The following is a 12,431-nucleotide window of genomic DNA, read 5'->3' as shown; positions in this document are numbered from 1 at the left end:
CGGCAAACTCAACTTATTCCCACTCTTGCAGGTAGCGCTGACCGTATTGATCGGCCACCAGCAGGGCGGCATACACTTCGTCCGGCGTCGCACCGCCAGGCATGTTATGGATCGTTTCTCCTTCCGCACAGGCGGCTTCTGCCACAGTGCGCATTTTCGCCGGAATATCCTGTTTAATATCCAGTTGCGCCAGTGTGATTGGTAGACCGACGGAGTGACACAGCGCGGCGACAGTTTCAATTTCTTCTACCGGGGCATTTTCCAGCACCAACTGCGTCAACGTACCAAACGCCACTTTTTCACCATGATAGTAGTGATGCGCATCAGGAATCGCCGTCAGGCCGTTATGAATCGCGTGGGCTGCCGCCAAGCCTCCACTTTCAAAACCGACGCCGCTCAGGTAGGTGTTCGCTTCGATTACGCGCTCAAGAGCGGGCGTCACAACGTGCTGCTCGGCGGCCAGCATCGCTTTTTCGCCTTCTTCCAGCAGCGTGTTGTAGCACAGCTCAGCCAGCGCCAGCGCGGCCTGGGTGCATTTCCCTCCCGCCATGGTAACCGCGCCGCTACGTGAACAAGCGCGCGCTTCAAACCAGGTTGCCAGCGCATCGCCAATACCTGCGGCTAACAAACGCGCCGGGGCGCCAGCGACAATTTTGGTGTCGACGATCACCATGTGCGGGTTATGCGGCAGCATCAGATAACGGTCGAATTCTCCGGCGTCGGTGTAGATAACGGAAAGGGCGCTGCATGGCGCATCGGTGGAGGCAATCGTCGGCGCGATAGCGACCGGTACGTTCATAAAGTGTGCAAGCGCTTTTGCGGTATCAAGCGTTTTACCCCCGCCGATGCCGAGCACAGCCGCACATTGCGCTTTTTCAGCCACGTCGCGCAGTCGGTCAATCTCGTTCTGGGAACATTCGCCGCCAAACGGTGCGATTTCCAGCGCCAGTCCGGCGTCCTGGATGCTTTTTTCCAGCGCGCTCTGGGCGAAACCCAGAACAAATTTGTCGCCGACAACCAGCCAGCGTTCCGCCAGCGGCTTGAGGTAGTCGCCAAGACGTGTGATGACATCTGCTCCCTGGATGTATTTACCAGGTGATTGAATAATGCGATCCATACGTTATCCCCTTTACAGGTTGATGTTTCCGAAAGCGTTTTTCCAGTCTTGCTCAAACTTCTCAATAGCCGACTGTACCGCAGGGGTATCAAGCATTTGTTGCGCTACATCTAAAGGAAGGGTGATCGCTTCGCAACCTGCCAGCAAACAGTCCAGCGCCTGGCGGGGGGTTTTGAAACTGGCCGCCAGCACTTTGCTGTCCGGGGCGTGCAGTTCCAGCAGCGTTTGCAGTTCCTGCACCGTACGGATGCCGTCTCCGCCCTGCGCGTCGACGCGGTTGACGTAGGGCGCGACGTATTTTGCGCCTGCCAGCGCGGCCAGTAGCCCCTGCGATGCGCTGTAGACGGCGGTGCCGAGCGTGGTAATCCCTTCGGTTTTCAACTGCTTGATTGCGGCCAGTCCTTCGGACGTCACCGGGATTTTCACCACAATGCCCGGTATGGCGTTGTTCAGTCGCTTCGCTTCGCTCACCATGCCCTGCGCGTCGCGGCTCATGGTCTGGGCAAACAGAATGCCGGTTTCGCCAATGGCGTTTTGTAAGCGAGGCAGCACATCCCAAACAGACTCTTTACTTGCCGCCACAATGCTCGGGTTGGTGGTCACGCCCGCAATCGGGAAGATGCGTGCCAGACGTTCGACTTCCCGCACATTGGCGGTATCTAAATACAGCTCCATTTTCCTTCCTCTCAGAGTTCAAGTTCATGTTGCAGCAGACTGGCGATGGCGTCGGCGGACGCGGCGTTCACCAGCGCGTTACGAAATTCTTCATGCATAATCCGGCGGGCCAGGCGCGAGAAAATGCGCATATGCTGATCGCCAGCGGCGTGTTTGTTGAGTGTGAGCATGATGATGAACTGCGCATCGTCGTCTCCCCAACGCACCGGCGCGTTGAGGCGCGCCACGCTGATGGTCGATTGCTCAATGTGTTCAGACTTGCTGTGTGGAATGGCGAAGCTAAAGCCCAAACCGGTGGAGAATACTGCTTCGCGTGCCCAGAGATCGGCTTCCAGTTTGCGTGGATAGCGGCAACGGCCCGCCAGCAGTAAGTTGTCGGTCATTCCTTTGATCACCTCCTCTTTACTGCGCCAGTCGCTGTCAAGCCGGATGCACTCGGCGGTGACCAGCGGGGCGTCCTGCTGGCTCATGCGGAACTGCGCCAGCAAATGTTCCACTTCCAGCGACGTACGGCAGGCCATCGCCTGATTCAGCAACTGGCGACAGGCACGGCTGTCCAGTTGCGCCATCCGCGCTTTAGCGGCGGGGATTGACGGTGCGCTCATGCTGATTTCATCCAGACCTAACCCCACGAGCAGCGGCAGTACGGAGCCTTTGGCGCCCAGTTCGCCACACAGGCCAATCCATTTTCCCTGGCGATGCACCGCCTGCACCGCGTAGTCCAGCGCGCGTAAAAAGGCCGGATTCAGGCTGTTGTAGTGGCGGGTGACTTTGGCGTTATCGCGATCGACGGCCAGCAGATATTGCGTCAGGTCGTTGCTGCCGATGCTGAAGAAATCAATTTCTTCGCAGCACTGGTCGATAATGAACATTACCGACGGCACTTCCAGCATAATGCCAAGAGGGATTTTCTCATCGAACGGAATGTGTTCATTGCGTAACTGCTGTTTGGCTTCCGCCAGTTTCTCTTTGACCCACAGGATCTCCTCCATGGAGGAGATCATCGGAATCATGATCTTCAGACTGCCGTGGGCGGATGCGCGCAGAATCGATCGCAGTTGGGTGGTAAACAGCGCGGCGTATTCTTCGTAGATGCGTACAGCGCGATAGCCGAGGAACGGGTTGGCTTCGGCAGGAATGTTCAGGTAGTCCACCGGCTTATCGCCGCCGATGTCCATTGTGCGCACGATAATGCTGCGTCCCCGCGCGGACTCCAGCGCCTGGCAAAAAATATTGTATAACTCGTTTTCGTCCGGCGCGCTGGCGCGATCCATATACAGCATTTCCGTGCGGAACAGACCGACCGCTTCCGCACCGTTACTGAATGCCGCCTGGGCTTCAACGGCGTGGGCGATGTTAGCGGCGACTTCCATCCGGATGCCGTCAGCGGTGCGCGCTTCCTGCGTCAGCCAGATGCGCTGCTGTTCACGCAGCGTCTCCTGTACCCGGGCTTCTTGTTGATAATAGCGCTCGATGGCTTCGCTCGGCGACACCACTACCGCGCCTGCGTTTCCGTCGATATACACTTTCTGATGCCGCCACGGTGTTAAGGCCTCTGTCTCTACGCCCACCAGCGTCGGGATATTGAACGAGCGGGCGAGAATGACCGTGTGCGACGTGGTGCCGCCGCTTTTTAACAACAACCCTTTCAGGTACGTTTTATCCAGCTCCAGAAACTGGCTTGGCGTCAGTTCGTCCGCCATACACACGGCTGGCTGGGTCAGTTGGCCCGGCGGCGGAAAACGTGTTTCGCCGTAAATATGCTGTAACAGCTGGAAGCAGACGTCACGGACATCCAGCGCGCGTTCCTGCAGATAACTGCTGCTGGAGCGGGCGAATTCGTCGCAGAAATGGTTCGCACTTTCGATAATCGCCTGCGCGCAGCTTAAGCCGCGCGAAACGCCAGCCAGCAGATGCTGACGCAGGGATGCGTCGCTTGCCAGTGAACGGTGGGCTTCCAGAATCGCGCTGGTAGGACCGTCACTGTCCAGCAAACGGAACGCAATGTTTTTCGTTAACAACGTCAGACCGCGATCCAGCGCTGACTGTTCCTGCTCCACGTCTTTCGCTGCTGGAAGTTCGCCGAGCGCGTTAAGATCCAGCGAAGAGAGAGGAGTCAGCACGCCACCCGCGCTACCGTTGCAGACGGGGCGGGCGCGGAATAACTGCGGGTTAAGGTGAGTCAGCGAGGCCGGAAGCGCGTCTAATTCACGGTTATTAACCTCTGCGAGCGGCGCATCGCAATGCGGAAATTCATCGCGTAGCCACTGATTCAGTCGCTGGTGGGCATTGGCTTCATCTGCGCCGGTAATCAGCAACTGGCAACGGTCGCCTGCCAGCGTGTCGGTGCCGATCAGCGACAGCGCGCTTTTGGCGTTACCTTTTCGGCCAGTGCGCAGATTGTGCCATTCAATCTGAGACGTAAAGGTATTGCACAGCGTTTCCACGTGGCTTGCCGGGCGCGCATGGACGCCATTGGGCAGTTCACAGGTAAATTCCACAATCAGGGCCATTGCCTCTCTCCCATAACGGATTTCTGCTTACAGGATAAAAGGGCTTGGTTGAGCTCTGCCATGTGACAAATCTGCCAAAAACTGGATAAATGTAATGTAAGGTGAAAAGTGCGAGTCGCCTCACAACTCGACAAGTTAGCTGTCATCTGTCGGCGAGTAGAAGTTATGAGGCGGATCGCATTTTTGTACTGATATTACAAAAATCCAGTAAATGGCCTTTTTATCCACTGTCTGCGTCGCTGCGGATTGCCTATTGTTTGCCACAACAACGTTATGGATATGGGCTTTCACTGGCCCGGGAGCGACGTATGAAAGAGTTGGTGCAGATCCTGAAAAATACCCGTCAGCATCTGATGACGGGGGTGTCGCATATGATCCCCTTTGTTGTCGCGGGCGGCATCTTGCTGGCGGTCTCCGTCATGCTGTATGGCAAAGGTGCGGTGCCGGATGCCGCAACTGACCCGAATCTGAAGAAACTGTTCGACATCGGCGTCGCCGGGCTGACCCTGATGGTGCCTTTCCTCGCCGCGTATATAGGTTATTCCATAGCTGAACGTTCCGCGCTGGCGCCCTGCGCGATTGGCGCCTGGGTGGGCAACAGCTTTGGCGCCGGGTTTTTTGGTGCGCTGATTGCCGGGATTATCGGCGGTATCGTGGTGCATTACCTGAAAAAAATCCCGGTGCATAAGGTGCTGCGTTCGGTCATGCCGATCTTCGTTATCCCTATCGTCGGCACCTTTATCACCGCGGGTATCATGATGTGGGGGCTGGGTGAGCCGGTGGGCGCGCTGACCAGCAGCCTGACGCAATGGTTACAAGGGATGCAGCAAGGCAGCGTCGTCATGTTAGCGGTCATTATGGGGCTGATGCTGGCCTTTGATATGGGCGGTCCGGTGAACAAAGTGGCCTATGCCTTCATGCTCATCTGCGTGGCGCAGGGGGTCTATACCGTCGTGGCGATTGCCGCCGTCGCAATCTGCGTACCGCCGCTGGGCTTAGGGCTGGCGACGCTGCTGGGGCGTAAAAACTTCTCTTCTGAAGAACGCGAAGCCGGAAAAGCGGCGCTGGTGATGGGCTGTGTGGGCGTCACCGAAGGGGCGATACCGTTTGCCGCCGCTGACCCGCTGCGCGTGATCCCCTCCATCATGCTCGGTTCTGCCTGTGGCGCGGTTACCGCCGCGCTGTTCGGCGCGCAGTGCTACGCCGGTTGGGGCGGGTTAATCGTGTTGCCGGTGGTAGAAGGAAAACTGGGGTATATCGCTGCGGTTGTGGTTGGCGCGCTCGTTACTGCGCTCTGCGTGAACGTACTGAAAAGCCTGGCGCGGAAGAATGTCTCTCAGGCCGATGAAAAAGAAGACGATCTCGATTTAGATTTTGAAATGAATTAAGTGAGGAATAAACCATGACGAAAATTATTGCCGTGACCGCATGCCCTTCTGGCGTTGCGCATACCTATATGGCAGCCGAAGCGCTGGAAAGCGCGGCGAAAGCCAAGGGTTGGGAAGTGAAAGTGGAGACCCAGGGTTCGATTGGCCTGGAAAATGAACTGACGCCAGACGACGTGGCGAGCGCGGATATGGTGATTCTGACCAAAGATATCGGCATTAAGTTTGAAGAGCGTTTTGCCGGGAAGACCATCGTGCGCGTCAACATCAGCGATGCGGTTAAACGTGCCGACGCCATCATGAATAAGATTGACGCGCATCTGGCGCAAACCGCGTAACCGTTTTGGATTTAAGAGCCTGATGGTCAGGCTTCAGGGAGTTCCTTATGACAGACCGTATCCAACGCCTGAAAAGCGCGCTGTTCCAGAACAACCGGGAAATCTCGCTGGAACGTGCGCTGCTTTACACCGCCAGCCACCAGCAAACCGAAGGCGAGCCGGTTATTCTGCGCCGTGCTAAAGCGACAGCGTATATTCTTGAACATGTTGCCATTTCGATTCGTGATGAAGAATTGATTGCCGGAAACCGTACCGTTAAACCGCGCGCAGGCATTATGTCTCCGGAAATGGATCCGTACTGGTTGCTTAAGGAACTCGATCAGTTTCCGACGCGACCGCAGGACCGTTTTGATATCAGCGATGAGGACAAACGCCTTTATCGCGAAACGCTGTACCCGTACTGGGAGAAGCGTTCGATGAAGGACTTCATCAACGGTCAGATGACTGATGAGGTCAAAGCCGCCGTCAGCACGCAGATTTTTAGCGTCAACCAGACGGATAAAGGGCAGGGACACATTATCATTGATTATCCGCGCTTGCTGAATAACGGGCTGGGTGAACTGGTGGCGCAAATGCGCGCGCACTGTCAGCGGGCGCCGGATAATCACTTTTATCAGGCCGCGCTGTTGCTGCTGGAGGCGTCGCAGCGTCATATTCTGCGCTATGCCGCGCTGGCGGAGGAGATGGCAGAAGGTTGCGCAGACGAGACGCGTCGCCAGGAATTACTCACCATCGCGGCAAATTCGCGGCATAACGCCGCGCATAAGCCACAGACCTTCTGGCAGGCGTGTCAGTTGTTCTGGTACATGAACATCATTTTGCAATATGAGTCTAACGCAAGTTCGCTGTCGCTCGGGCGTTTCGACCAGTATATGCTGCCGTTTTATCAGGCATCGCTGACGCAGGGAGACGATCCTGCGTTTCTGAAAGAGTTGCTCGAGTCCCTGTGGGTAAAGTGCAACGACATCGTGTTATTGCGCTCGACCAGCAGCGCCCGCTATTTCGCCGGTTTCCCAACGGGTTACACTGCGTTGCTTGGCGGATTAACCGAAAACGGACGCAGCGCGGTAAACATCCTCTCTTTCCTGTGTCTTGATGCCTACCAGAGCGTTCAATTGCCGCAGCCAAACCTCGGCGTGCGCACCAATGCGTTAATCGATACGCCATTCCTGATGAAAACGGCGGAGACCATTCGTCTCGGCACCGGTATTCCACAAATTTTCAATGATGAAGTGGTGGTACCGGCTTTTCTGAATCGCGGCGTGTCGCTGGAAGATGCGCGAGATTATGCCGTGGTAGGCTGCGTGGAGCTGTCGATACCGGGACGAACCTATGGTCTGCATGACATCGCCATGTTTAACCTGCTGAAAGTTATGGAAATCAGCCTGTTTGAAAACGAAGGCAATAACGAACTCAGCTATGAAAGCCTGCTGGCGCATATGCGCGCTAAAATCAGCCACTACATCACTCTGATGGTGGAAGGCAGCAATATTTGCGATATCGGCCATCGCGACTGGGCGCCGGTGCCGCTGCTTTCATCGTTTATTAGCGACTGCCTGGAGAAGGGCCGCGATATTACCGACGGCGGTGCGCGCTATAACTTCTCGGGCGTTCAGGGAATTGGCATCGCCAACCTGAGCGACTCTTTGCATGCCCTGAACGGGCTGGTGTTTGAGCAGCAGCGCCTGAGTTTCGATGAACTGCTCGCAGTGCTGAAAGCCAATTTTGCGACGCCGGAAGGGGAAAAAATCCGCGCCCGGCTGATCAACCGCTTCGAAAAATACGGTAACGACATTGATGATGTCGATAACATTAGTGCTGAACTGTTGCGTCATTACTGCAAAGAAGTCGAAAAATATCAGAACCCGCGCGGCGGCCAGTTTACGCCTGGCTCTTATACCGTTTCCGCGCATGTGCCGCTGGGCGCGGTAGTTGGAGCGACGCCAGACGGTCGCTTCGCCGGTGAACAATTGGCGGACGGGGGGCTGTCGCCCATGCTTGGGCAGGATATGCAAGGGCCGACGGCGGTGCTGAAATCAGTCAGTAAACTCGACAACACGCTGCTCTCTAACGGCACGCTGCTGAACGTGAAGTTTACGCCAGCGACCCTCGAAGGCGAAGCGGGCCTGCGCAAGCTGGCCGATTTCCTGCGTGCATTTACCCAATTGAAGCTGCAGCATATCCAGTTTAACGTCGTGAACGCCGAAACGCTGCGCGAAGCGCAACAACGTCCTCAGGATTTTGCTGGTCTGGTGGTTCGCGTGGCGGGCTACAGCGCCTTCTTTGTTGAGCTGTCGAAGGAGATCCAGGATGACATCATTCGGCGCACCGCGCATCAGTTGTGAGGTGCTGGATCCGCGTCGCGAAGACGTTGCGCGCATCTTCAATATTCAGCGTTACTCGCTGAATGACGGACAGGGGATACGCACGGTAGTCTTTTTTAAAGGCTGCCCACATACCTGTCCGTGGTGCGCCAATCCTGAATCTATTTCGCCGGGTATCGAAACCGTGCGGCGGGAAAGCAAATGCCTGCATTGCGCGCCGTGTCTGCGGGATGCTGACGAGTGTCCTTCCGGGGCGTTTGAGCGAATTGGGCGTGATATCACGCTGGGGGAGCTGGAGGGTGAAGTCATGAAAGACGACATTTTCTTTCGCACGTCCGGTGGCGGCGTGACCCTCTCCGGCGGCGAGGTCTTGATGCAGGCTCCCTTCGCAACCCGCTTCCTGCACCGCCTGCGGCGCTGGGGCGTGCGCTGCGCGATTGAAACCGCGGGTGATGCGCCTGCCAGTCGTCTTCTGCCGCTGGCGAAAGCCTGCGATGAGGTGCTCTTTGATTTAAAAATCATGTCGTCGGAGCAGGCGCGCGATATCGTAAACATGAACCAGCCGCGGGTGCTGGCGAATCTGCGACTGCTGGTGGCGGAAGGTGTTCATGTCATTCCGCGTCTGCCGCTGATCCCGGGTTATACCCTCACGCCCGGGAATATGCAGCACGCGCTGAGCCTGCTGTTATCGCTTGGTATAAAACACGTTCACCTGTTACCGTTTCATTTATATGGTGAACCGAAATATCGCCTGCTCGGGCAGGCGTGGGCGATGAAGGATATTCCGGCCCCGACGGCAGAAACCGTGGCGATTTACCGCGCCATGGCCGAGAGAGCTGGTTTTGAGGTGACCACAGGAGGTTAATATGTCCAGCTCAACGGGACGCTATCTGGTTGCGGTGACCGCGTGCGTCAGCGGCGTGGCGCATACTTACATGGCGGCAGAACGTCTGGAGAAGCTCTGTCAGCAGGAAAAGTGGAGCATTAAAATTGAAACGCAGGGCGCGCTGGGGATAGAAAACCGGTTAACGGAAGAGGATATCAGCCGGGCCGACGCCGTTCTGTTGATTACCGACATCGAGCTGGCTGGCGGGGAGCGTTTTATTCATAGCCGCTACGTGCAGTCGGGGATCAGCGCGTTTTTGCGCGAACCGCAGCGGGTAATCAGCGTGGTACGTAAACTGCTTTCCGCCCCGCAGCAAACCCATTTTATTCTGAACTAGCCTGCTTTTCCGTCAATTGACTGTGGTACTGGCGACGGTACTCAGACGGCGAGCGTTCCGTATTTTTACGAAACAGGCGGCAAAAGTAATTGCTGTCCACAAATCCACAGGTGTGAGCCACCTCTTTTACTTTCAGATCGTAGCCCTTCAGTAACGTTTTCGCGTGTTCCAGTCGTGTGTGATTAAGGTATTCGTTAAAGCCGACAGCGCCTGTTTTTTGAAACAGGTGCGAGAGATAGTTAGGCGAAATATAAAACGCCTGGGCCACTGACTCACGGGTGAGCGGCGAGGCGTAATGCTCGTCGATATAATCGCGAATGGCTTCAAACAGCGCCTGGCTCCGGGATGAGGTCTGAATCTGGCTGCCGAGCAGGTCGCGGCAGTGGCTAAGCAGGCTGGCGACAATTAACCGCGCGGTTTGCTGCTCCTGCGGCTGCATCTGCATTTCATTAAGCGTTTGTAGCAGGAAAGAGCCGATGCGTGGGCCGCGTCGCGCAACGTGCTGCTTCGTCAGGTTCTGAAAGGTTGTTCCGTCCCATTGCACAACGCTGAAGCCTAGCTGCTGTTTGCCAAACAGAATACTGAGCGTCGTTGTCGGCGCCTGCCAGCGTGGGAGGTTCCAGCCGCCCGCCGGAACGTAGAGCGCGTCGCAGTCTGTCAGCGTATCGCCAACGCTGGCGTCGGTCAGTTCGCCTTCCAGTACGATCTCCAGCCGAGGAAAATCCACCTGATAGGCCAGTTCCGGTGAAGGCGCGCTGGTACCAGCAAAGTAAATCTGGCGCAGCGGAGCGGGGCCATTAATCAGGCGGGAAAGAAGATGGCTGACGTCTTGAAACATGTTGATCCCTTGCAGAGCGCAGACAGGGAAACAGTATCGTTGAAAACCGATGGTCTCAAGTGATTATTGCCGGATGCGCGTCGTTTGCCCGGCCTACATTTGTAGACCGGGTAAGGGGGCCGCCGCCATTCGGCACTGCCGTGGGTTACTGATTGCCGGGGCGATCGCCATACGGCAGGGTGTCGTAATCAATCAACGCTTTTTTCTTGTACGGATTGCCAATCCAGCGTGTGATCTCTTTAAACTGCGGGTTGACGACAGAGCGAGTAGGATCGAAACCGTCGTAGCTTAAGCCCGCTAAGTCCGACCAGGTGTGGATCAGTTCAGAACTGCTGTACTTCCTGTCTACGTCCTGCGAGAAGTCGCGCGGATGCGCCGCCTGCCACTTTTCCGACGTCCACAGCAGGAACGGTACGGTATACATATGGCGCGTCGGATTGTCTTCGTTGCGTCCCTGCGTTTTGTGCGGCGGCGTGTCGTACACTTCCTCACCGTGATCGGAAAAATAGAGCAGGAAGCCGTTCGGGTCGGTCGCTTTATAATCGCGGATCAGACTCGCCACCACCTTGTCGTTGTACAGGTTGGCGTTGTCGTAATCGTTGTACGACTCCAGCTCCTCTTCGCTCAGACCTGGCGGGACGTGGTCGGTATTTCCATCAAATTTCCCCTCGTTTTCGGGATAGCGGAATTTGTACTTAATGTGTGTTCCCAGCAAATGGACGATGATGAATTTTTTCGGCGCCGGGTCGGCCATGACTTCTTTAAACGGCGCAAGCACATTGGTGTCATATTCACGCGCGCTCTGCGTGCGCTGCTGGTTCATATAGAACTGCTTATCAGTCTGTTTAGAGAACACCGTCAGCATAGTATTACGCGCGGTCATCGTCTGCTGATTAGTGATCCAGAAGGTCTTATATCCCGCCTGTTTCATCATGTTCATCAGCGACGGTTTGGTCAGATACAGGTCCGGATGCTTCTCATTAGCGAAGGTCAGCGCCTGCTGAAGAATCTCAATCGTGTAGGGGCGCGAGGTCACCACGTTATTGAAGACGGTCAGATTCGGGTCAGTCTTACGAAGCGCGTCCAGTTGCGGCGTGGTTTCTCGCGGATAGCCGTACAGGCTCATGTGACCACGTTGAGTGGATTCGCCAATGACCAGTACCAGCGTGCGCGGCGCGTCGCCGCTGCTGTCTTTGAAATTCGCCAGCGGCGGCAGAGCGTGGTTTTCACTGAGAAGGTTATTCAGCGAAGAAAGCTGGCGCTGATACTGATAATAGCCCGAGATAAACTGCCACGGCGCGGCGGGCTCCATGCGTGACGCCAGGCTGTCCAGCGTCTTCTCAAACGGCTTGTGCTTGATAAACGTATTCACCGCCATCGGATGCAGGATCAGCCCGTAAAGCAGGGCAAATGACACCAGATAGCGCCACGGCGAAGGAATATAAACCGGGCGCAGACGCGTCCACAGGAAGATCGCGACCGCCGTATAGGCCAGTGCGATAAGCACAAGTTTCAGACTGAAATACTGTGCCAGATACTCGCTGGCTTCATTGGCGTTGCTTTCAAACATGACGAACAGGACGCTTTGCGAGAACTCCTGGCCGTAAATGACGTAATAACTGAGCGCGGCCAGTGACGTTGCCCACAGGATAATGCCGATGACCGCCGCAATGACGCGGATGCGGTTCGGAAACAGGATCACCGGAATCAGCCACAGGGAACTGAACAGCAGAGAGTCCCGCAGCCCGTTGGTGCCGCTGTAGCCGCTGATAAAAATGGTTGCCTGAAGTAAAGTTGAAAAAAACCAAAAATAGAGAAGCGCCCAGCCCAGCGCTTTTCCGCTAAACGCAGAGGGAGACGGGAGTTTTGTGGAATGCATGTGAATAGCCTGTCTTTAAACGTGATGCAAAACGTAACGACAAAACCTTAAGAAATTCTGAAGCGCTCCCCGCCCGAAGGGGGAAGGGAGCGCCTGAAAATTCTTACGGTGGAAAAAACAGACAGGAATATATTTAAAA

The 12,431-nt window shown here is 56.0% G+C and carries 10 protein-coding genes; 5 read left to right on the top strand and 5 right to left on the bottom strand.

The genetic code is table 11. The annotated features are described in order from the left end of the window. Positions 1-13: 13 nt before the first annotated feature. The 3 genes from HVX72_RS20975 to ptsP are packed head-to-tail and all read right to left on the bottom strand — an operon-like array spanning position 14 to position 4,305. Positions 14-1,117, bottom strand: coding sequence for a glycerol dehydrogenase (locus HVX72_RS20975; RefSeq protein ID WP_181822219.1), 1,104 nt, complete (start codon positions 1,115-1,117; stop codon positions 14-16). Between the two features lie 12 nt (positions 1,118-1,129). Next, positions 1,130-1,792: a fructose-6-phosphate aldolase gene (fsa, locus tag HVX72_RS20970; RefSeq protein WP_042292623.1), complete on the bottom strand. Its 663-nt coding sequence runs from the start codon at positions 1,790-1,792 to the stop codon at positions 1,130-1,132. An 11-nt stretch (positions 1,793-1,803) separates the two neighbouring features. After that, positions 1,804-4,305: a phosphoenolpyruvate--protein phosphotransferase gene (gene ptsP, locus HVX72_RS20965; protein ID WP_181822218.1), complete on the bottom strand. Its 2,502-nt coding sequence runs from the start codon at positions 4,303-4,305 to the stop codon at positions 1,804-1,806. 308 nt (positions 4,306-4,613) lie between these two features. Here ptsP and HVX72_RS20960 point away from each other — a divergent pair, with 308 nt between their 5' ends. From HVX72_RS20960 to HVX72_RS20940, 5 genes are read left to right on the top strand one after another with little or no spacing between them, the layout of a single operon-like run. Further along, positions 4,614-5,693 carry a PTS fructose transporter subunit EIIC gene (locus tag HVX72_RS20960; protein WP_181822217.1) on the top strand — a complete coding sequence of 360 codons (1,080 nt, stop codon included), beginning with the start codon at positions 4,614-4,616 and terminating at the stop codon, positions 5,691-5,693. Between the two features lie 14 nt (positions 5,694-5,707). Beyond that, positions 5,708-6,028, top strand: coding sequence for a PTS fructose-like transporter subunit IIB (locus HVX72_RS20955; protein ID WP_012907781.1), 321 nt, complete (start codon positions 5,708-5,710; stop codon positions 6,026-6,028). 47 nt (positions 6,029-6,075) lie between these two features. Further along, the gene (locus tag HVX72_RS20950) at positions 6,076-8,373 is read left to right on the top strand and encodes a formate C-acetyltransferase (protein WP_181822216.1); all 2,298 of its coding nucleotides are present in this window, start codon (positions 6,076-6,078) and stop codon (positions 8,371-8,373) included. Continuing rightward, entirely contained in the window at positions 8,339-9,217 is an 879-nt protein-coding gene (locus HVX72_RS20945; protein ID WP_181822215.1) for a [formate-C-acetyltransferase]-activating enzyme, read from the top strand. Before HVX72_RS20950 ends, HVX72_RS20945 begins: the two co-directional genes overlap by 35 nt. Position 9,218: 1 nt before the next feature. Further along, entirely contained in the window at positions 9,219-9,575 is a 357-nt protein-coding gene (locus HVX72_RS20940) for a PTS fructose-like transporter subunit IIB (protein WP_181822214.1), read from the top strand. On the opposite strand, the gene HVX72_RS20935 is transcribed toward HVX72_RS20940, so the two are convergent. Both HVX72_RS20935 and HVX72_RS20930 read right to left on the bottom strand, forming a co-directional pair. Next, complete coding sequence (locus HVX72_RS20935) at positions 9,562-10,413, bottom strand: AraC family transcriptional regulator (RefSeq protein WP_181822213.1); 852 nt, start codon at positions 10,411-10,413, stop codon at positions 9,562-9,564. The two genes, HVX72_RS20940 and HVX72_RS20935, sit on opposite strands and share 14 nt — an antisense overlap. A gap of 145 nt (positions 10,414-10,558) precedes the next feature. Next, positions 10,559-12,292, bottom strand: a complete 1,734-nt coding sequence (locus HVX72_RS20930; RefSeq protein WP_181822212.1) for a phosphoethanolamine transferase CptA — start codon at positions 12,290-12,292, stop codon at positions 10,559-10,561. Positions 12,293-12,431 lie beyond the last annotated feature (139 nt).

This window comes from Citrobacter sp. RHB21-C05, assembly GCF_013889015.1.
Classification (GTDB): Bacteria; Pseudomonadota; Gammaproteobacteria; order Enterobacterales; family Enterobacteriaceae; genus Citrobacter_A; species Citrobacter_A sedlakii.
Note: the sequence above shows the minus strand (reverse complement) of the source record. Positions and strands in the feature narration are given on the sequence as shown.

Excerpts from the sequence above, each read along its gene's own strand:
- HVX72_RS20975 (WP_181822219.1), bottom strand. The coding sequence starts at position 1,117 with ATGGATCGCATTATTCAATCACCTGGTAAATACATCCAGGGAGCAGAT.
- fsa (WP_042292623.1), bottom strand. The coding sequence starts at position 1,792 with ATGGAGCTGTATTTAGATACCGCCAATGTGCGGGAAGTCGAACGTCTG.
- ptsP (WP_181822218.1), bottom strand. The coding sequence starts at position 4,305 with ATGGCCCTGATTGTGGAATTTACCTGTGAACTGCCCAATGGCGTCCAT.
- HVX72_RS20960 (WP_181822217.1), top strand. The coding sequence starts at position 4,614 with ATGAAAGAGTTGGTGCAGATCCTGAAAAATACCCGTCAGCATCTGATG.
- HVX72_RS20955 (WP_012907781.1), top strand. The coding sequence starts at position 5,708 with ATGACGAAAATTATTGCCGTGACCGCATGCCCTTCTGGCGTTGCGCAT.
- HVX72_RS20950 (WP_181822216.1), top strand. The coding sequence starts at position 6,076 with ATGACAGACCGTATCCAACGCCTGAAAAGCGCGCTGTTCCAGAACAAC.
- HVX72_RS20945 (WP_181822215.1), top strand. The coding sequence starts at position 8,339 with ATGACATCATTCGGCGCACCGCGCATCAGTTGTGAGGTGCTGGATCCG.
- HVX72_RS20940 (WP_181822214.1), top strand. The coding sequence starts at position 9,219 with ATGTCCAGCTCAACGGGACGCTATCTGGTTGCGGTGACCGCGTGCGTC.
- HVX72_RS20935 (WP_181822213.1), bottom strand. The coding sequence starts at position 10,413 with ATGTTTCAAGACGTCAGCCATCTTCTTTCCCGCCTGATTAATGGCCCC.
- HVX72_RS20930 (WP_181822212.1), bottom strand. The coding sequence starts at position 12,292 with ATGCATTCCACAAAACTCCCGTCTCCCTCTGCGTTTAGCGGAAAAGCG.